17 protein-coding genes and 1 pseudogene are annotated in these 19,729 nt (G+C 69.4%); 8 read left to right on the top strand and 10 right to left on the bottom strand.

The features are described 5' to 3' along the window. Nucleotides 1-98: 98 nt before the first annotated feature. The gene (locus BM066_RS22485) at nt 99-1,178 is read right to left on the bottom strand and encodes a phosphotransferase (RefSeq protein WP_089930379.1); all 1,080 of its coding nucleotides are present in this window, start codon (nt 1,176-1,178) and stop codon (nt 99-101) included. A gap of 302 nt (nt 1,179-1,480) precedes the next feature. On the opposite strand from BM066_RS22485, the gene BM066_RS22480 reads away from it, so the two are divergent. Further along, the gene (locus BM066_RS22480) at nt 1,481-1,840 is read left to right on the top strand and encodes a VOC family protein (RefSeq protein ID WP_255367688.1); all 360 of its coding nucleotides are present in this window, start codon (nt 1,481-1,483) and stop codon (nt 1,838-1,840) included. Nucleotides 1,841-1,895: 55 nt separating this feature from the next. Here BM066_RS22480 and purD read toward each other — a convergent pair whose 3' ends face one another. Next, complete coding sequence (gene purD / locus BM066_RS22475; protein WP_089930377.1) at nt 1,896-3,182, bottom strand: phosphoribosylamine--glycine ligase; 1,287 nt, start codon at nt 3,180-3,182, stop codon at nt 1,896-1,898. A 75-nt stretch (nt 3,183-3,257) separates the two neighbouring features. Beyond that, nucleotides 3,258-3,333: pseudogene (locus BM066_RS27400) on the bottom strand (cysteine methyltransferase); the annotation flags it as partial. 204 nt (nt 3,334-3,537) lie between these two features. Between BM066_RS27400 and BM066_RS22470 the strand changes: the two are divergent. Further along, the gene (locus tag BM066_RS22470; RefSeq protein WP_089930376.1) at nt 3,538-3,870 is read left to right on the top strand and encodes a hypothetical protein; all 333 of its coding nucleotides are present in this window, start codon (nt 3,538-3,540) and stop codon (nt 3,868-3,870) included. 211 nt (nt 3,871-4,081) lie between these two features. Here BM066_RS22470 and BM066_RS22465 read toward each other — a convergent pair whose 3' ends face one another. The 7 genes from BM066_RS22465 to BM066_RS22435 all read right to left on the bottom strand — a co-directional run bounded on the left by BM066_RS22465 (nt 4,082) and on the right by BM066_RS22435 (nt 11,286). Beyond that, the gene (locus BM066_RS22465; protein ID WP_089930373.1) at nt 4,082-4,612 is read right to left on the bottom strand and encodes a tetratricopeptide repeat protein; all 531 of its coding nucleotides are present in this window, start codon (nt 4,610-4,612) and stop codon (nt 4,082-4,084) included. 66 nt (nt 4,613-4,678) lie between these two features. Continuing rightward, nucleotides 4,679-5,371 (bottom strand): phosphate regulon transcriptional regulator PhoB, encoded by a 693-nt coding sequence (gene phoB / locus BM066_RS22460; protein ID WP_012288542.1) that lies wholly within the window; start codon nt 5,369-5,371, stop codon nt 4,679-4,681. Nucleotides 5,372-5,388: 17 nt separating this feature from the next. Further along, nucleotides 5,389-6,078: a phosphate signaling complex protein PhoU gene (gene phoU, locus BM066_RS22455; protein ID WP_089930372.1), complete on the bottom strand. Its 690-nt coding sequence runs from the start codon at nt 6,076-6,078 to the stop codon at nt 5,389-5,391. 18 nt (nt 6,079-6,096) lie between these two features. Continuing rightward, nucleotides 6,097-6,948, bottom strand: coding sequence for a phosphate ABC transporter ATP-binding protein PstB (pstB, locus tag BM066_RS22450; protein WP_018113041.1), 852 nt, complete (start codon nt 6,946-6,948; stop codon nt 6,097-6,099). A 55-nt stretch (nt 6,949-7,003) separates the two neighbouring features. Further along, nucleotides 7,004-8,305, bottom strand: a complete 1,302-nt coding sequence (pstA, locus tag BM066_RS22445) for a phosphate ABC transporter permease PstA (protein ID WP_018113040.1) — start codon at nt 8,303-8,305, stop codon at nt 7,004-7,006. Continuing rightward, complete coding sequence (gene pstC / locus BM066_RS22440; RefSeq protein WP_018061560.1) at nt 8,298-9,740, bottom strand: phosphate ABC transporter permease subunit PstC; 1,443 nt, start codon at nt 9,738-9,740, stop codon at nt 8,298-8,300. Before pstC ends, pstA begins: the two co-directional genes overlap by 8 nt. A 103-nt stretch (nt 9,741-9,843) precedes the next feature. Continuing rightward, nucleotides 9,844-11,286, bottom strand: a complete 1,443-nt coding sequence (locus tag BM066_RS22435) for a sensor histidine kinase (RefSeq protein ID WP_018061561.1) — start codon at nt 11,284-11,286, stop codon at nt 9,844-9,846. Between the two features lie 175 nt (nt 11,287-11,461). Between BM066_RS22435 and BM066_RS22430 the strand changes: the two genes are divergently transcribed. The 6 genes from BM066_RS22430 to BM066_RS22405 all read left to right on the top strand — a co-directional run bounded on the left by BM066_RS22430 (nt 11,462) and on the right by BM066_RS22405 (nt 19,696). After that, entirely contained in the window at nt 11,462-14,731 is a 3,270-nt protein-coding gene (locus BM066_RS22430; protein WP_018061562.1) for an autotransporter domain-containing protein, read from the top strand. Between the two features lie 236 nt (nt 14,732-14,967). After that, on the top strand, nt 14,968-16,440 hold the full coding sequence (locus BM066_RS22425; RefSeq protein WP_018061563.1) for an OprO/OprP family phosphate-selective porin: 1,473 nt from the start codon (nt 14,968-14,970) through the stop codon (nt 16,438-16,440). Nucleotides 16,441-16,561: 121 nt separating this feature from the next. After that, nucleotides 16,562-17,614, top strand: a complete 1,053-nt coding sequence (locus BM066_RS22420; RefSeq protein ID WP_018061564.1) for a sulfate ABC transporter substrate-binding protein — start codon at nt 16,562-16,564, stop codon at nt 17,612-17,614. Nucleotides 17,615-17,771: 157 nt separating this feature from the next. After that, nucleotides 17,772-18,893, top strand: coding sequence for a photosensory histidine protein kinase LovK (locus BM066_RS22415; RefSeq protein WP_018061565.1), 1,122 nt, complete (start codon nt 17,772-17,774; stop codon nt 18,891-18,893). Between the two features lie 18 nt (nt 18,894-18,911). After that, nucleotides 18,912-19,382, top strand: a complete 471-nt coding sequence (locus BM066_RS22410; RefSeq protein WP_026176484.1) for a response regulator — start codon at nt 18,912-18,914, stop codon at nt 19,380-19,382. Next, nucleotides 19,379-19,696 (top strand): SemiSWEET family sugar transporter, encoded by a 318-nt coding sequence (locus BM066_RS22405; RefSeq protein ID WP_018061567.1) that lies wholly within the window; start codon nt 19,379-19,381, stop codon nt 19,694-19,696. The genes BM066_RS22410 and BM066_RS22405 overlap by 4 nt, the downstream gene beginning before the upstream one ends. The last annotated feature ends 33 nt before the right edge of the window (nt 19,697-19,729 follow it).

Genomic DNA, 19,729 nt, shown 5'->3' with positions numbered 1-19,729 from the left:
GGGAGGTGGCCCGGAGGGCCGGAGGGGGTTTCACCCGCCGAGTCCGCAGACCCCCTCCGTCGCTCCGCGACACCTCCCCCAAAGGGGGAGGATCTACTCTAAGCCCCCGCCTTCTTCGCGAAATCCCAAGCCCCCCGCGCCAGCACCGGCACCCGCGCCTCCATCAGCTCGGCATGCGCGCTGGCCGCCGTCCCATCCCGAACCCGCCCGACGATGCCCTGGCAGATCCCGGCCAGGCGGAACAGGTTGTAGCTGAAGTACCAGTCCAGGTTCGGCAGGCCGTCGCGGCCGGTCAGCCGGCAATACTGGGTCACCGCCTCGTCGATGGTCGGCACGCCGTAGGCGGTCAGGTCGGCGATCTCGGCCAGGCCGCCGCGCTGGTCGGACGGCATCACCCAGTTCATCAGGAAGTAGCTGAAATCGGCCAGCGGGTTGCCCAGGGTCGACAGCTCCCAGTCCAGCACCGCCACCACCCGCGGCTCGGTGGCGTGCAGGATCATGTTGTCCAGCCGGTAGTCGCCGTGGACGATCGCGGTCTGGTCGTCGGCCGGGCAGGTGGCCGGCAGCCAGTCGATCAGCCGGTCCATCTCCTCGATGACCTTCGTCTCCGACGCCTTGTACTGCTTGGTCCAGCGGTCGATCTGGCGGGCGAAGTAGTTGCCCGGCTTGCCGTAGTCGGCCAGGCCGACGGCCGCGTAGTCGACCGTGTGCAGGGCGGCCAGGGTGGCGATCTGCGCCTCGTAGATCGCCCGGCGCTCGGCCGGCTTGTAGTCGGGCAGGGTCCCGTCCCACAGGATCCGGCCTTCGACATTGTCCATCACATAGAAGATCGTGCCGATCACGGCCTCGTCCAGGCACAGGGCGTAGGCCTTGGCGACGGGGAAGTTCGCCTTGTTCAGGCCCGAGATCACCTTGAACTCGCGGTCGACGGCGTGGGCGCTGGGCAGCAGCTTGCCCGGCGGCTTGCGGCGCAGGACGTACTTCTTCGTCGGCGTGACCAGCTGGTAGGTCGGATTGGACTGGCCGCCCTTGAACTGGCGCACCTCCAGCGGCCCCCGGTAGCCCTCGACATGGGCTTCGAGCCACGTGGCCAGCTTGGCCTCGTCGATGGCGTGGCGCGGGTCGACGGGCTTGGTCCCGGAATTCAGGTCCTGGACGGACGGTTCGGCCGCGGCCATGCGCTTCACTCCCCAACGCTTGTTTGAAAACGACATTAGAGCGTGCGGACGCCGACGCAACCCTCTCGACGGCTTGAGCAACCCCCGCAAAGGCGGCTACAACCGCCGCGTCGAAAAAGGGCCATGGACCGGACGAGGTAAGCCCGGTCGCTCCGAACTTCGGAGAACCTGTACCCTCGCCTCACGGCTGGGACCCACGACGAGACGACGGCGCATCGTGCGCCGCCGGCTCGGCGTGCGTGGTCCCGTTGTCGATCTCGATCGAGCCCCCGTGCGCCGCGCCTCATCAAGGGAGAGCGCGCATGCGCCTGAACCATATCGACCTGCCCGTGCCCGACGTCGCCGCGACGCGGGACTTCTTCGAAACCTGGCTGGGCTTCACCCATGAGCGGACCCTGGGCCAGGACGGCCTGGCCATCCTGCGCGACGCCGCCGGCCTGGTGCTGGTGCTCAGCCGCCTGCGCCGCGACGGGGCCCAGGCCTGGCCGATCCCGTTCCACATCGGCTTTCATCTGGACAGCCCGGCGGCGGTGTCGGGGCTCCAGGCCCGCATGGCCGCCGGCGGCCTGGCCGTCGAGCCGCCATCCATGCAACACGGCGCCTTCGCCTTCTACCTGACCGCGCCGGGCGACATCCTGGTGGAGGTGGCGCACCAGGGCTAACGCGGCGCGGAACGGGGACAGGCGCATGCGCCCGTCCCCAACCGTGGTTCGGCCCTCAGCCGTGCTGGCTCAGCGCCCGCCAGCCGATGTCGCTGCGGTAGAACCCGCCCTCCAGCGACACCGTGCCCAGGGCCGCATAGGCGACGTCGCGGGCCTCGTGCAGCGTCGCGCCCAGGGCGCAGACGTTCAGCACCCGGCCGCCGGACGCCACCAGGCGGCCCTCGGCGTCGCGGGCCGTGCCGGCGTGGAAGATCACCGCCTCGCCGCCGAACGCGTTGTCGGCGCCCTGGATCAACCCGCCGGTCACCGGCGCGTCGGGATAGCCCTCGGCGGCCAGCACCACGCAGATCGCCGCCTCGTCGCGCCAGACCGGCTTGTCGGCCGAGGCCAGCTCGCCCTTGGCGGCGGCCAGCAGCAGCGGGACCAGGTCGCTTTCCAGCCGCAGCATCAGGGTCTGGCATTCGGGATCGCCGAAGCGGGCGTTGTACTCGACCAGCCTGGGTCCGGTTTCCGTCAGCATCAGCCCGGCATAGAGCACGCCGACATAGGGGCAGCCCTCGGCGGCCATGCCGGCCACGGTGGGCTCGACCAGCTCGCGCCAGGCCTGGTCGACCAGGGCCGGGGTCAGGACCGGCGGCGGCGAATAGGTGCCCATGCCGCCGGTGTTGGGGCCCTCGTCGCCGTCATAGGCCCGCTTGTGGTCCTGGGCCGCGCCGAACAGCACCGCCGTCTTGCCGTCGCAGATCGCGAAGAGGGAGGCCTCCTCGCCGTGCATGAACTCCTCGATCACCACCCGCGCCCCGGCCGAGCCGAAGCGGCCGCCCAGCATGTCCAGCACGGCGGCGTCGGCCTCGTCGCGCGTGGCGGCGATCACCACGCCCTTGCCGGCCGCCAGGCCGTCGGCCTTGATCACGAACGGCGCGTTCAGGGTGTCGAGGAAGGCCCCCGCCGAGGCCGCGTCGGTGAACACGCCGTAGGCCGCCGTCGGCAGGCCGTGGCGGGCGCAGAAGTCCTTGGTGAAGGCCTTGCTGGTCTCCAGCCGCGCGGCCTGGGCGCTGCCGCCGAAGCAGGGGATTCCGGCCTTGGCCAGTTCGTCGGCGAGGCCGACCTCCAGCGCCGATTCCGGCCCGACCACCACCAGGTCGGCGGCGATCTCGCGCGCCAGGGCGACCAGCCCCGCCACGTCGGTGACCTTCACCGGCGCCAGCTCGGCGACGGCGGCGATCCCCGGATTGCCCGGCGCGGCCACCAGGCGGCCGCACAGCGGCGACTGGGCGATCTTCCAGGCCAGGGCGTGCTCGCGCCCGCCGGACCCGACGAGGAGGATGTTCAGCTTTTCCATGAGGCGGGGATGTCGCGCGGGCGGGGGGCGGGGTCAAGGCGGGTCGTGCGGGAGGAAAGTTATCCACAGGGCGCGTCGTCCTTCTCCCCTTGCCGGAGAAGGTGGCCTGCCAAGCAGGTCGGATGAGGGGTAGAAAGACCCGACCGCCGCGACGAGCCGAAAGGCCAGTCGCGGCGGTTCGCGTTCGGGAGCCCCTCCGCCCGACGGTCCTCCGGACCGCCGCCCTCTCCCGCAAGGGGAGAGGGATCCGTGTCTATCCCCGCGCTCGGCGATCACGCCCTCAACAAATTCAAAGCCCTACACGAAAACGCACGTTTCCTATCCCCGCCCTCCAGGACGGCCCCACACTGTGGGCATGACCCAGACCCCAAACACCCCCGCCCCGTCCGTCGCCTGGTCCCAGGCCCTGCAAGCCAAGCTGATGGCCGCCCTCGACGCGACCTGGGCCATCCTCGACCGCAGCGACGATCCCGCCGAGATCCGAAGGGCCCGCGACAAGGCCAAGGCGATCGGCGAGATCGCCGCCATGGCGCGCAAGGTGGCGCTGATCGTGCCGATGGCGCGCGCGACGCCGGCCGGCGAGACGGCTCCGGCCTTCGGCGCCGCCCTGGCCCCCGTCGCCGCCCAGGCCGACCACGCCCGCCGGGCGCTCGACAAGCTCAAGGGCGGCGGCCGCGCGCGGTTGTGATCCACTTGCCCCCTACGGATCGCTTCGCGATCGTCTTCCCCCAAAGGGGGAAGAGCCTAAGCGTGAAGGCTCCGAACAGACCGCGAAGCGGTCAGGTGGGGGCAAGGGGGTATGATCCCACGCTAAAGCCGCGCCCCACCAGCCTCCGCCCGTAGCGGCGAGACCGCGCCTTGAAGCCTTGATGGCAAACCTGCTCTGTCGTCTGGCCTTGTCAGGGGCGGCAGGTACTGTCTGCTAGAGCTTCCCGTGCACCGGGGTAGCCGCCATGCACGGCCTTGCGGTACCATCCAAGCGCGGCGCTACAATCTTTCGCGACCCCGCGCCCGGCCTCGTAGGCTCGTGCGAGATTAACATAGGCTTCCATGGCGCCGGCGTCGGCGGCCTTGCGCAGTAGGACAAAGGCTTGGCCATAGTCCTGAGGTACGCCAGTTCCGTTTCCGTAGAGCGTCGCGAGATTGTTTTGTGCCGCGGTATTTCCCTGGTCAGCAGCCTTGCGATACCACCGCGCGGCTTGGGCGTTATCCTGCCGCACGCCCCAGCCTCTGAGATAGAGAAGGCCGAGATAGGACTGTGCGTTAGCGTCGCCCTGTTCCGCTGCAGGAAGCCACAGCTTTAGCGCTGTCGCGTAGTCGCTTCGCTTCGCGGCCTCTAGGCCATCTTCGACCGGTCCGGCGAACGCCGAGCCATGGCAAGCAACCGCCACAACCAAGCCAAACCAGAACGTGAAAATTCTACGCGCCATTTCTATCCCCAGACCCAGGGGCAGAAACGACACGTGGCGCACGTATGCAACCTAAATCCGCCGCCCCTACGCCGCGTCGAGGTCCAGCGAATACCCCGCCGACCGCACGGTGCGGATCGGATCGCCGTCGACGTCGCCGTTCAGCGCCTTGCGCAGGCGGCCGATGTGGACGTCCACGGTTCGGGCCTCGACATAGACGTCCGAGCCCCAGACGGCGTCCAGCAGCTGTTCGCGGCTGAACACCCGGCCCGGGTGCTGCATCAGGTAGTCCAGCAGGCGGAACTCTGTGGGGCCCAGGTGGACTTCCTTGCCCTGGCGCTTCACCCGATGGGCGACGCGGTCGATGACGATGTCGCCGACCGTGATGCGGTCGTCGGCCAGGCCCGGGCGGATGCGGCGCAGCACGGCGCGGACGCGGGCGGTCAGCTCGATCATCGAGAACGGCTTGACCACGTAGTCGTCGGCGCCGGTGTCCAGGCCGCGGATTCGGTCGCTCTCCTCGCCGCGCGCCGTCAGCATGATGATCGGCACGTTGCGGGTCTCGCTGCGGCCGCGCAGGCGGCGGCAGACCTCGATGCCCGAGACCTTGGGCAGCATCCAGTCGAGGATCACCAGGTCCGGGGCGCGTTCGGAGGCCATGGTCAGGGCCTCCTCGCCGTCGCCGGCCACGCCGACGACGTAGCCTTCCTTGTCGAGATTGTAGTGCAGCAGGGTGGCCAGGGCGTCTTCGTCTTCGACCACCAGAACGTACGGAGTCACTTGCGCTGGCCTCTTGCTTAGTTCGACAGCTCGAGCTTGGGACGTTGCGAGACGATCTCCTCGCCGGTCAGCTCGAAATGGATGATCTCGGCGATGTTGGTGGCGTGGTCGCCGATGCGCTCGAGGTTCTTGGCCACGAACAGCAGGTGGGCGCACGGATTGATCGTCCGGGGGTCGCCCATCATGTAGGTCAGCAGTTCGCGGAAGATGGCGTTGTAGTGCTCGTCGACCTCCTCGTCGCGACCCCAGACGCCGACGGCGCGCTGCAGGTCCGAAGCGGTGTAGGCGTCCAGCACGTCCTTCAGCCGGCCCTGGACCAGGCGGCCCATGCGCTCGATCGAGCGGGTCAGGGCGCTCATCGGGTCGGCCTCGGTCAGGATCAGGGCGCGCTTGCCGATGTTCTTGGCCATGTCGCCGCAGCGCTCCAGGCTCATCGAGATCTTCAGGGCGGCGACGGCGTGGCGCAGGTCCACGGCCATCGGCTGGCGCAGGGCGATCAGCTTGAAGGCCTTGCGCTCGATCTCGGCCTGCAGGGCGTCGAGCCGCTCGTCGCGGGCCACGACCTGCTGGGCCAGGGGCGCGTCGCGGCGGGCGATGCAGTCGATGGCGTCGGCGACCTGGGCCTCGGCCAGGCCGCCCATGCGGGTGACCTCGGCCGTGAGGTGGTTCAGCTCTTCGCCGTAGGATTTGACGGTATGTTCGGTCATCGCTTCTTGTCCTGCCGGTTAGCCGAAGCGGCCGGTGATGTAGTCCTGGGTGCGGGTGTCGCGAGGATTGGTGAACATCTCCTCGGTCGGACCGCTCTCGACCAGCTTGCCCAGGTGGAAGAAGGCGGTCTTCTGCGACACGCGGGCGGCCTGGGCCATCGAGTGGGTGACGATGACGATGCAGAACTGGCTGCGCAGCTCGTCGATCAGCTCCTCGATCTTGGCGGTGGCGATCGGATCGAGGGCCGAGCAGGGCTCGTCCATCAGGATCACTTCCGGCGAGACGGCGATGGCGCGGGCGATGACCAGGCGCTGCTGCTGGCCGCCGGACAGGCCGGTGCCGGGCTGGTGCAGGCGGTCGGAGACCTCGTTCCAGAGGCCGGCCTTCTTCAGGCTGCTCTCGACGATGGCTTCCAGCTCGTCCTTGCGCGAGGCCAGGCCGTGGATCTTGGGGCCGTAGGCGACGTTCTCGAAGATCGTCTTGGGGAACGGGTTCGGCTTCTGGAACACCATGCCGACCCGCGAGCGCAGGACCACCGGGTCGACGCTCTTGGCGTTGACGTCGTCGCCGTCGATCTCGATCGAGCCCAACACCTTGGCCGACGGGATGGTGTCGTTCATCCGGTTGATGCAGCGCAGGAAGGTCGACTTGCCGCAGCCCGACGGGCCGATGAAGGCGGTCACCGACTTGGCCGGCACGTCCAGGCTGACGTCGAACAGCGCCTGCTTCTCGCCGTAGAAGACGTTGACGTCGCGGGCGCGGATCTTGAACTCGCTGGTCATGGCGTGGCCATGGCCGGGCGGGATGGCGGCGGCGAGCGCCGGGGCATGGGCGGCGGCGAGGGTGTCGTCGCGGTTTTCGGTCGGCATGGCGTGTCCCAGCGAAAGGGAGGAAGCGAGGGGATTGAGGTGGCGGCGCATCAGTCTACCACCGGCGTTCGAAGCGACGGCGCAGGATCACCGCGGCGGCGTTCATGACGATCATGAAGACCAGCAGCACGATGATGGCGGCGGCGGTGCGTTCGTGGAAGGCGCGCTCCGAGGCGTTCTCCCAGATGAACACCTGGACCGGCAACACGGTGGCCGAGCTGGTGAAGCTTTCCGGCGCGCCGGGCACGAAGGCGACCATGCCGATCATCAGCAGCGGCGCGGTCTCGCCCAGGGCGTGGGCCAGCGACAGGATGGCGCCGGTCATCACCCCGGGCAGGGCCAGGGGCAGGACGTGGTGGAACACGGTCTGGGCCTTGGAGGCGCCGACGCCGAGAGCGGCTTCGCGGATCGAGGGCGGCACCGCCTTCAGCGAGCTGCGGGTGGCGATGATCACGGTCGGCAGGGCCATCAGGGCCAGCACCAGGCCGCCGACCAGCGGCGAGCCGCGCGGCACGTGCAGCCAGTTGATGAACAGGGCCAGGCCCAGCAGGCCGTAGACGATCGACGGCACGGCCGCCAGGTTGTTGATGTTGACCTCGATGATGTCGGTCCAGCGGTTCTTGGGCGCGAACTCCTCGAGATAGACCGCGGCCATCACCCCGACCGGGATGGCGATCATGGCGGTGATCACCAGCATCATGGCCGAGCCGATCACCGCGCCCCAGACGCCGGCCTGTTCGGGCTCGGTCGAGTCGGAATTGGTGAAGAACTTGGTGTTGAAGCCGGTCTTGACCGTGCCGTCGGCCTTCAGCCTGTCCAGCCAGTCCAACTGCTGGTTGTCGAGCTTGCGGTCGCCCTCGGCGGTCGCCCGCTCGATCTCGCCCTTGTAGTAGAGGTCGGCGTCGGCCTTGACCGAGCCGGTGACGTTGACGGTCTTACCGATCAGCGAATGGTCCTTCTTGACCATCTGCAGCAGCTGGTTGCCGAAGTCGCGCGAGGTCAGGTCCATGATCTTGCCCGACGTCGTGCCCAGGTCGTCGTCCTGGACGCCCAGCTTCTTCATCATCGCCTCGGCGACGATGTAGTCGTAGTTGACCCCTTCCAGCGCGGTCACGTCGATGCGCTCGGGGTTCAGGTAGACCGGCACCGTCAGGGTGTGGGTCTCGAAGGTCGAGTAGCCCTGGACGACGATGCGGCCGACCAGCACGACCAGGAAGATCATGGCGACGACGATCGCCGCAATGCCCTGGGCGCGGAACAGCTTTTCGGAGCGGTGGCGCTTCTTGAGCAGGGCGTCGCGGGCCGACAGGGCCGGACGAGAGGCGGGCGCGCCGGGGGTGATGGCTGCGTCAGTCATATTGTTCCCGGTACTTCTGGACGATGCGCAGGGCGATGATGTTGAGGCCCAGGGTGACCACGAACAGGGTCAGGCCCAGGCCGAAGGCCGACAGGGTCTTGGGGCTGTCGAATTCCTGGTCCCCGGTCAGCAGGGTGACGATCTGGACGGTCACGGTGGTGACGGTGTCCAGCGGGTTGGCGGTCAGCTTGGCCTGCAGGCCGGCGGCCATGGTGACGATCATGGTCTCGCCCACCGCGCGGGACACGGCCAGCAGCATGGCGGCCATGATGCCCGGCAGGGCGGCGGGCAGGACCACCTTCTTGACGGTCTCGGACTTGGTCGCGCCCATGGCGTAGCTGCCGTCGCGCAGGCTCTGGGGCACGGCGTTGATGATGTCGTCCGACAGCGAGGAGACGAAGGGGATCAGCATGATGCCCATCACCACCCCGGCCACCAGGGCCATCTGGTTCTGGACCTGCATCAGGTACTGGGCGATCCCGTCCAGCGGGCCGCCGGCCATCTGCTCGCCGATGCCGTTGAAAAAGGCGCGGAACAGCGGGCCGACGGTCAGGGCGGCGAAGAAGCCGTAGACCACGGTCGGCACGCCGGCCAGGATCTCCAGCAGCGGCTTGATCACCGAGCGCAGGCCGCGGCCGGCGTATTCCGACAGGTAGATCGCCGAGTAGAGGCCGATCGGCGCGGCCACCAGCATGGCGATCATCATGACCAGGAAGGTGCCGGCGAACAGCGGCACGGCGCCGAACGCCCCCGAGGAGGCCACCTGGTCGGCGCGCATGGCGATCTGCGGGGCCCATTCGGTGCCGAACAGGAAGCTGAGCGGCGAGACGCTCTCGAAGAAGCGCCAGCTTTCGTAGATCAGCGACATGACGATGCCGAGCGTCGTCAGGACGGCGGCGACCGAGCAGGCGATCAGCACGCCTGATATCCAGCCTTCCACCCGGTTGCGGGCGCGGAATTCGGTGTTGATGCGCGGGGTGGCCAGCAGGAAGCCGGCCAGGGCCAGCAGGCCGGCCAGGCCCAGGACCGAGTAGCTGACGATGCCGTCGATGCGCTTGGCCTCGACCACCTTGGCGTCGAAGGCGGCCTTCAGCGGGCCGTCATAGGTCACCTCGCTGGCGGCCTGGCCGACGGCGACGGCGCTGACGTCGCTGAAGAACACGTCCTGCCGATCGGGGGTCAGGGCCTGCACCACGGCGGGGCGCTGGGCCTGCAGCATGGCGTTCTCGACCCGGCCGCCGAACGTGGCGCCCAGCAGCAGCAGCAGGGCCGCCGGCGCACCGGCCCAGAGGGCGGCGTACAGGCCGTAATAGTTCGGCAGCGAGTGGAGCTTGGCCTTGGAGCCGCCGGACGACTTCAGCGCGCGGCCTCGGCCGGCCATGAACGCCGCGCCGGAGAACAGGGCGAGGAAAAGGAGCGAGAGCCAGGTCAGCATGCGTGCGGCGGGGTCTTGCGCGAAGGATGCGATGACGGCGCCCAACGCGCCGTACCGCCCGCGCCGATCTATGCCGGGCGGGCGCTGACCTTATGCGACGTTTTCACGACAGTTTTGCGACAGCGTCCGGCGAGGCGGGCTCGGAGGCCGCGCGCGAGGCGTCCGCGCCCGCCCTGGCCATGGGAAAATAGACCCCGAACGTCGCGCCCTCGCCCTGCACGCTCTCGACCGTCATGCCGCCGCGATGGCGGTTCATGATGTGCTTGACGATGGCCAGGCCCAGGCCGGTGCCCGAGCGCTCGCCGCTCTTCTGACCCTCGACCCGGTAGAACCGCTCGGTCAGGCGCGGCAGGTGCTCGCGGGCCATGCCCGGCCCCCGGTCGCTGACCCGCAGCGAGGCGTAGCGCTCGTCGACGGCGTGGTCGGGGGTCAGCAGCGACATCCGCGCCGCGCCCGGGTCGCGCGGGGCGGCGGCCATGTCGGCGGTCAGGCCCGAAAAGATCTCCACCCGCACGACGCCGTCGCGCGGCGTGTACTTGATGGCGTTGTCGACTAGGTTCTGGATCACCTGGACGATCTGGTCGCGGTCGCCCTCGACCACCGCCGCGCCGCGCGGCGGCAGGACGGGATCGAAGGCCACGGCCTTTTCCTTGGCCTGGGGGGCCAGGGCGTCCAGCACGTCGATGGTGGCCATGCCGAGGTCGACCCGGCCCAGCGGGGCGATGTGCTCGTTGAGCTCGATTCGCGACAGGCTCATCAGGTCGTCGATCAGCCGCGCCATCCGCTCGGCCTGGGCCTGCATGATGCCCAGGAACTTGTCGCGGGCGCCGACATCGTCCTTGGCGTGGCCGCGCAGGGTCTCGATGAAGCCCGACAGCGAGGCCAGGGGCGTGCGCAGCTCATGGCTGGCGTTGGCCAGGAAGTCGGCCCGGGTCCGCTCGCTGCGGCGGGCGTCGGTCTCGTCGCTGAGCACCAGCAGGGCCAGGCGCGACCCGCGCTCGTCGACGCCCAGCGGCGCGCAGTGCGCGGCCCATTCGCGGCCCTGGGCCCCGCCGCCGACATAGTCGACCGAGCGCCGCACGCCCCCGAACAGGCTTTCGTCCACCGCCTCCAGCACCTGCGGGCTGCGCAGGGCCGAGACCAGCAGCCCGCCGCGCGGCTGCAGCTTGAACAGGTCGCGGGCCGCGGCGTTGGCGAACACGAACCGCCGGCCGGTCAGGTCGTCGGCCTCCTCGGCGGCGATGACCATCAGCGGATCGGGCAGGGTCTCCAGAATCAGGCCGAAGGGGGGCGGCTGGTCCTGGGCGGCCGGCACGGGCGCCGGGGCGGCCGGGTCGGCGGGGCGGGTCAGCATCCGCCGGGCCAGCACATAGCTGGCGCCGCCGCTGAACAGGGCCAGCGGGACCGCCGCCGCGGTGTTCGCCCCGCCCGCCGCCGCCAGGGCCAGCAGGGCCGCGGGTCCGGCCAGCACGGCGCCCCACGCGGCCAGGGGCGTGCGGGCGACCCCGCCAGAGCGGGTTGACGAGGACGGCGAGGCCATCGGCATGCGGCAGTCTCGATTTTGGCGATGGGAGGATTCGGCGAACCAGATATGGCGCCCCGGGAACGCTTGCGATAGACCGTCAAACGCCTCGTCGCGCGACGTTGTCGGAAAGCACCGCAATTTCGCCGCAACGTGCCGCAATCTGGGGTCTGGGATTATCTCTAAGGTGTCGTTCGGAATGCAGCGCAAGGTCCTGGTCGCGACAGTCGCAACCGCTCCTCTCCTGGCCATGGCGTTCGGCGCTTATGCTGAGACGGTCATCAACACGGCCCGCACGACGCCGATCGCCACCGCGACGGCGACGTCGGGCGGCGCCGCCGACGACGTGAAGGTCGACACCGGCGGGGGGATCACCCTGACCACGGCCGGCCCGCTGGTCACCCTGAACAGCAACAACAAGGTCACCCTGGGCGGCAACGGCCTGTCCACCGTCGGCGTCGACAACTCGACCGGCGTCCTGATCCAGGGCGGCACGACGGGCTCGGTGACCAATAACGCCGCCATCAGCCTGACCGAGGACTACACCCCGACCGACACCGACAGCGACGGCGACCTGGACGGCGTGTTCGCCAAGGGCGCCAACCGCTACGGCGTCCGCCTGGTCGGCCCCGGCGTGTTCACCGGCGACATCGTCCAGGGCTCGACCGGCTCGATCACCATCGAGGGCAACAATTCGGCCGGCATCTCGCTGGAGAGCGGCCTGGTCGGCAACCTGACCACCGGCGGCTCGATCAGCGTCCTCGGCGACAACGCCTACGGCGTCCATGTCGCGGCTCCAGTGACCGGAAAGGTCACGATCAACGGCGCCACCACCGCCACCGGCCTGAACGCCACCGGCGTGGCGATCGACGGCAATGTCAGCGGCGCCTTCGCCCTCCAGGGTTCGGTGACCTCGACCGGCTATCGCTACACCAGCCGCCCCGCCGAGACCGCGATCGCCAAGCTCGACGCCGACGACCTCCTGCAGGGCGGACCGGCGGTGCGCATCGGCGGCAATGTCGCCGGCGGCGTCCTGCTGAACGGGCCGACCTATTCGACCGTCGTCGACGGCACGACCACGACGACCACCACCATCAGCTCCTCGACGACCTCGACGGCGACGATCTCGACCTACGGGGCCGCGCCCGCCCTGTTGATCGGCTCCGACACCCAGGCCGTCTCGATCGGCGCGGTCGGCGCGGCCGACAACGCCTATGGCCTGGTCGCCAAGGGCGGCATCTCGGCCAACGGGGTCTATGACAAGGTCACCGCGACCGCCGTGCAAATCGGCGGCGCGACGGGCCAGGCCGCCACCTTAGCCGGCGGCGCGCGCTTCGACAGCACCGTCGCCGCCAGCGCCCGCGAGGCCAACGCCACCGCCGTCAACCTGACGGCCGGCGCCAACGTCCCCTCGATCTGGAACCGCGGACAGATCAGCTCGGCCAGCGCCTCCTACGCCGGATCGGGACTGACGGGCGACGCGCGCGGCGTCGTCATCAACGCCGGCGCCAGCGCGACCAGCCTGAACAACAGCGGCACGATCCAGGTGACCCGCACCGGCGAACTGGGCGACGCCGTCGGCGTGCTGGACTCGGCCGGAACCCTGACCAACATCACCAACAGCGGCCGGATCACCGCCCAGGTCGTCGCGCCGGCGGTGAAGTCGGACGGCACGGCGCCCGCCACCGCCGCGGTCGCCACCGGCACGGCCATCGCCCTGGACCTGCGCGCCTCGACCGCCGGCGTCACGGTGAACCAGGTCGCCCCGACCTCGAGCAGCGCCACCACCACCTTCCCCAGCACCGACACGGTGACCACGGCGACCAGCACCACGACCACCGGCACGCCGCTCATCCTGGGCAACATCCTGTTCGGCTCGGGGGCCGACACCCTCAACCTGCAGGCCGGTTCGGTGCTGGGCGACGTGGCCTTCGGGGCCGGCGCCGACACCCTGAGCATCGGCGGCGGCGGCGTCATGCTGGGCGCCCTGCGCGATTCGGACGGCCAGCTGGCGATCAATATCGGCAACGGCTCGCTGGGCCTGACCAACGCCGAGACCATCAACGCCAGCAGCCTGACCCTGGGCGCGGACAGCAAGATGGTGTTCACCGCCGACCCCAGCGCCAACAACGGCGCGGGGGCCAACACCCGCCTGGTGATCTCGGGCTCGGCCAACATCGCCTCGGGCGCCCAGATCGGCCTGCGCCTGACCAACCTGCTGACCGCTCCGACCAGCTACACGGTGATCACCGCCGGTTCGCTGACCGCCGGGACGATCAACCAGGACCTGCTGGGCGGCACGCCCTACCTCTATGTGGCCTCCAGCCGCACCGACACCAACAACGTCTATCTGGACGTCCGTCGCCGCACGGCCGCCGAGATCGGCATGAACTCCGCCCAGTCCTCGGCCTATGACGCCACCTTCGCGGCCCTGGGCAAGGACAAGTCGATCGCCTCGGCCTTCCTGAGCCAGACGACCAAGGACGGCCTGCTGGGTCTCTACGACCAGATGATGCCCGACCAGGGCGAAGGCTTCTACGCGGCCCTGCAGAACGTCAACCACGCGATCTCGGCCGCCACCGCCTTCCGCCCCGATCCGGGCGATCGCTACGGGCCCGACAGCCTCTGGATCCAGGAGATCAACACCCTGGTGCGGCGCGACACCGACGACACCATGGGTTCGGACACCCAGGCCTTCGGCTTCGTCGGCGGCTACGAGGCGATGGGCGACGCCGGCGGCGCCCTGGGCCTGACCCTGGCCTATGTCAGCGTCGAGGAGCACGACATCGCCGCCAAGGTGGGCGAGCAGACCACCGGCAACTTCGTCCAGCTGGGCGCCTACTGGCGCCGGGCGATCGGCGGCTGGCGCATGAACGTCGGCGGCGGCGGCGGCTACGGCTGGTACGACGGCGACCGGACGTTCAATTCCGGCGACCTGAACGGCGACGGCGTGGCCGACGTCCAGCGCAAGAACAGCGCCAAGTGGAACGGCTACACCTTCAACGCCTTCGCCGGCACGGCCTACGAGGCCAAGTTCGCCGGCCGCTACTTCGTCCGTCCCGAGGCCTCTCTCGACTACCTCTATCTGAGCGAGGGCGAGCGCAAGGAATCGGGCGGCGGCGACGGGTTCGACCAGATCGTCCACAAGCGCAAGTCCAGCAGCCTGACCGGCGACGTCGGGGTGGTGTTCGGCGCCGACTACGGCCGCGACCTGTGGTGGCGTCCGGAAGTGCGGGTCGGCTATCGCCAGCTGCTGGCGGGCGAGATCGGCGACACCGTGGCCCAGTACACCGGCGGCGGCACGCCCTTCACCCTGGCGGCGGCCAACGACAAGGACGGCGCGGTGACCCTGGGCTTCGCCCTGCGGGCCGGCACGCCGATGTCCTACCTGGCGCTCGAGGCCAACGCCGAGGCGGCCAAGAAGCAGAAGCGCTACAACCTCAAGCTCACCGGCCGGGCGATGTTCTAAACCCAAAGGGCGCCGCTGGACTTCGGCGGCGAATACGACGCACACTGACGAACAGGGCCCGCGCTTCGGCGCGGGCCCTTTTTCGTTTTGGATTCCAGCAGCTTGACCGTGTCTCGATCGAGGGCCTGAAGGAAAACTCAAAGCCTCGCGCCCTTATCTCTATTTAACACGTAGGAATAATCGTCTTTTGTCCCAATCAACGGCGACGCCGAGCAAGGCGTCGAGAGGGGAACACCATGACCAAGACCCAGACCGCCGCCCAGGCCACCCTTGGGGCCGCCCTGCGCGGCGCCCTGATCGCCGGAGCCTCGCTGATCGCCATGACCGGCGCGGCCCACGCCCAGGCGGCCACCCAGACGCCCGAGCAGCAGCAGGCCCGCATCGAGGCGCTCGAGGCCCAGCTCGAGGCCCTGTCCAGCCAGATCGCCGACCTGAAGGCCGCGACCGCCGCCAGCCTGAAGGACGTGCGCGCCGCCCAAGCCCAGACCACCGTCAGCATCGCCGGCGGCAAGCCCAGCATCGCCTCGGGCGACGGGGCCTTCAGCGCCAACATCCACGCCGTGATGCAGCTGGACGCCACCTGGTACAACCAGGACAGCGGCCTGCCGGCGACGACCACCGGCCGCGACCTCAACAGCGGCACCAACTTCCGCCGCGCCCGCCTGGGCGTCGACGGCAAGGCCTTCAAGAACTTCGACTACGGCGTGCTGCTGGACTTCGGCGGCGCGGGCACGGACGGCGCGGGCCAGCTGCAGGAGCTTTACCTCCAGTACAACTACGCGCCGTTCAAGGTGAAGGTCGGGGCGTTCGCGCCGAACCTGGGCCTGGAGGACGCCGCCTCGACCAACGGCTCGCTGTTCCCCGAGCGCCCCGCCGCCGCCGAAGCCACGCGCGGCCTGGCCGGCGCCGACCGCCGCATCTCGTTGCAGGCCCAGGCCCTGGGCGAGCGCTGGCTGATCTCGGGCGCGGTGACCGGGGCCAAGGTCGGCGACGGCGCCACCTTCGACGAGCAGCTGGGCTATGTCGGCCGCGTCGCCTTCGTCCCGTTCAAGGGCTATGACTGGCTGACCCACGTCGGCGTCAACGCCAGCCGGATCGCCCAGCCGGCCCAGACCGCCGTGGCCGGGGCCTATCCGATCACCGTCGAGGACCGTCCCGAGCTGCGCACCGACGGCACGCGCCTGGTCAGCTCCGGCGCCATCGACTCGTCGGGCGCCCGCCACTACGGCCTTGAACTGGCCGCCCAGAAGAAGAACTTCCTGATCCAGGGCGAATATTTCGACATCGCCCTGGACCGCCGCAATCGCGCCGCCAACGTCACCGATCCGAAGTTCTCGGGCTGGTACGTCGAAGGCGGCTGGGTGCTGACCGGCGAACAGCGCAAGTACAACCCCGCCACCTTCGCCTTCGACGCCCCGGCCATCGCCAACCCGTTCGACCCCAAGGCCGGCAAGTGGGGCGCCTGGGAGCTGGCGGCTCGCTATTCGGTGCTGGACTTGAATCACCACGAATATGCGACCGTGGCGGCCGATCGGGTGCGCGGCGGCGTGCAGGAGATCGCCACCGTCGGCCTGAACTGGTTCCCCAATTCGGTGACCAAGTTCTCGCTGGACTATCTGGACGTCGACGTCGACCGTCGCGACGCCTCCGGGGTCCTGATCGGCCAGAGCTACAAGGCCGTCAACCTGCGCAGCCAGTACGCGTTCTAAGACTGGGCGGGTCCGCCGTTCCCCGTGGGAAGGCGGACCGACGCCCGGTGCGGCGTCGCCAGCCAGGGCCAGGCTGGTCGCAAGTGTTCAAGATCCACCTTCTCAAGCGAGCGACATCGCCATGACCCAAGATTTCAAGACCCCCACGCGTCGCGGCCTTCTGGGCTCGGGCGCCGCCGGCGCCGCGGCCCTGGCGGTTCCCGCCGCCCTGGCCGGCGCGGCCCACGCCCAGGGCGTCAAGCCGCTGACCCTGTTGAACGTCAGCTACGACCCGACCCGCGAGCTCTACAAGGACATCAACGCCGCCTACGCCAAGTACTGGAAGGACAAGGTCGGCCAGGACCTGACCATCAACCAGAGCCACGGCGGATCGGGCAAGCAGGCCCGCTCGGTGATCGACGGCCTGCAGGCCGACGTCGTCACCCTGGCGCTGGCCTACGACATCGACGAGATCGCCGCCAAGGCCAAGCTGCTGCCGGCCAACTGGCAGTCGCGCCTGCCGCAGAACTCCACGCCCTACACCTCGACGATCGTGTTCCTGGTCCGCAAGGGCAATCCCTGGAAGATCAAGGACTGGGGCGACCTGATCAAGCCGGGCATCGACGTGATCACCCCCAACCCCAAGACCTCGGGCGGGGCGCGCTGGAACTACCTGGCCGCCTGGGCCTGGGCCCTGAAGCGGCCGGGCGGCAACCCCGCCAAGGCCGAGGCCTTCGTCACCGAGCTGTTCCGGCACGTGCCGGTGCTGGACACCGGGGCCCGCGGCGCGACCACCAGCTTCACCCAGCGCGGCCTGGGCGACGTGCTGCTGTCGTGGGAGAACGAGGCCTACCTGGCGCAGGAGGAGCTGCCGGGCAAATTCGACATCGTCTATCCGTCGCTGTCGATCCTGGCCGAACCGCCGGTGGCCCTGGTCGACAAGAACGTCGACCGCCACAAGACCCGCCTGGCGGCCGAGGGCTATCTGAACTTCCTCTACAGCCCCATCGCCCAGGACCTGATCGGCAAGAACTACTACCGGCCGCGCAACGCCGCCGCGGCGGCCAAGTACGCCTCGCGGTTCAAGAACATTCCGCTGGTGACCATCGACGACACCTTCGGCGGCTGGAAGAAGGCCCAGGCCACCCACTTCAGCGACGGCGGCGTCTTCGACCGGATCTACAAGCCGAAATAGGGCGCAGCGCCCGGCTTTCCGGCCAGAAACGGCCATTTCGGCGGAAACTCTTGGAGTTTCCGCCGTTGTGCGTTTTGGTCGCGTGTCTGGAACCCGACATGCCCGCCGGCGTTCCGGGAAACCACGGACAGGCCGGAAGGTCGGGGGCGTCTTGCGAATGACGGACATCTTGCGGTCGGAACGCGCGGCGGAGGAACTGGCCGCCGAGCATGGCGTCGGCGACCCGTTCGCGGCGGCGATCCGCGCCGCCCGCATGGCGATGATCGTCACCGACGCCCATCAGCCCGACCATCCGATCATCTTCGCCAACGACGCCTTCCTGGCCCTGACCGGCTATCAGCGCGACGAGGTCATCGGCCGCAACTGCCGCTTCCTGCAGGGGCCCGGCACCGACCCGGCCGCGATCGAGACCCTGCGGCGCGCCGTCGCCGACGGCGAAGACGCCACGCTCGACATCCTCAACTACCGCAAAGACGGCACCACCTTCTGGAACGCCCTGACCCTGTCGCCGGTGCGCGGCAAGAGCGGCCGGATCGACTACTTCTTCGGCTCGCAGCTGAACATCAGCGACAAGAAGCGCGCCGAGTTCGAGCTGGGCGACGCCCGCGACCGGCTGGAGGCGGCCGTCGAGGCCCGCACCGCCGACCTGACCCAGGCCCTGCAGCAGAAGACCGCCCTGCTCCACGAGGTGGACCACCGGGTCAAGAACAACCTCCAGCTCATCTCGTCCCTGCTGCTGCTGCAGAACCGTCGCGTCACCGACCCGGCGGTCAAGGGCAGCCTGCGGGGCATGCTGGAACGGGTCAGCGCCATCGCCACCGTCCACCGCCGCCTGTTCCAGAGCGACGACGTCGAGCGCTTCGACGTCTCGGCCTTCGTGCGCGACCTGGTCGGCGACATGGTGGGATCGGCCCGGCGCGACGACATCAAGGTGCGCCTGGACCTGGAGCGCGTCGACATCGCCGCCTCCAAGGCCGCGCCCCTGGCCCTGGTGATCAGCGAGCTGTTCTCCAACGCCCTGCGCCACGCCTTCCCGCCGGAGGCCATGAACGGCCGCCCCGGCGAGATTTTTGTCGGCATCACCCGCCAGGACGAGGAATTCCGGATCGAAATCGCCGATGACGGCGTTGGACTGGAATATTCCGCGTCGTCGGGCGGATTCGGTCTGACCATCGTCCAGTTGCTGTGCCAGCAGCTCAAGGCGCGGACCGAAACCACTCCCGCCGATCCCGGAACCCGCGTCGTGGTGCGCCTGCCGGTCAATGGCGGCCATCGCTGAAGAAGGTTGGATCTGGTGATGACCGCGCGCCCGCTCGACGTTCTGATCGTGGAAGACGAGGTTCTGCTGGCCACCGAACTGGAGTTCCTGGTCGAGGAGATCGGCTGCCATTCGGTCGGCCTGGCCATGAGCTCGGACGAGGCGATGGCCCTGGCCAGCGACCTGCACCCGGACCTGGCCCTGGTCGACGTCCACCTGCGCGACGGCCCCACGGGGGTGGAGGTGGCGCGCACCATCCACGACGACTGCGGCGGCGTGGCCCTGTTCATGACCGCCAACGTCAAGCGGCTGCCCGACGACTTCGCCGGCGCCTGCGGGGTGATCGGCAAGCCCTATTCCGAATATGGCGTGAAGACCGCCCTGACCTATCTGACGGTCTGTCTGCGCGAGGGCCTGGCGCCCGGCCCGCCGCCGCTCGGCCTGGAGCTGTCGCCGGCCTATGCCGAGCGCTGGGGCCTGACCGCCCGGCCCCAAGCCGTCCAGGCGTGAACCTCGGTCCGCTAGCCCCGATCGTCGGCACGGCGGCGGCCCTGCTGTCGATCACCAGCTTCGCCCCGCAGATCGTCAAGATCTGGCGCGAGAAGGACGCCTCGTCGGTGTCGCTGCGCACCTATGTCGTGACCGTCGCCGGCTTTTCCTGCTGGATCGCCTACGGAGCGCTGATCGAGGCCTGGCCGGTGATCGCCTCCAACACCGCCTGCCTGCTGATGTCGGGCGCGGTGCTGGTCCTGAGGTGGCGGTATGGACGGGGGCAGCAGGACCCGCCGCGTCGGAGCCCCTCAGACCTGTCATCCCGGACGTAGCGCGCGGCGCGAAGATCCGGGACCGGGCGTGAA

Source organism: Caulobacter sp. UNC279MFTsu5.1 (genome assembly GCF_900114015.1).
Classification (GTDB): domain Bacteria; phylum Pseudomonadota; class Alphaproteobacteria; order Caulobacterales; family Caulobacteraceae; genus Caulobacter.
This window is presented reverse-complemented; position numbering and strand designations above follow the sequence as displayed.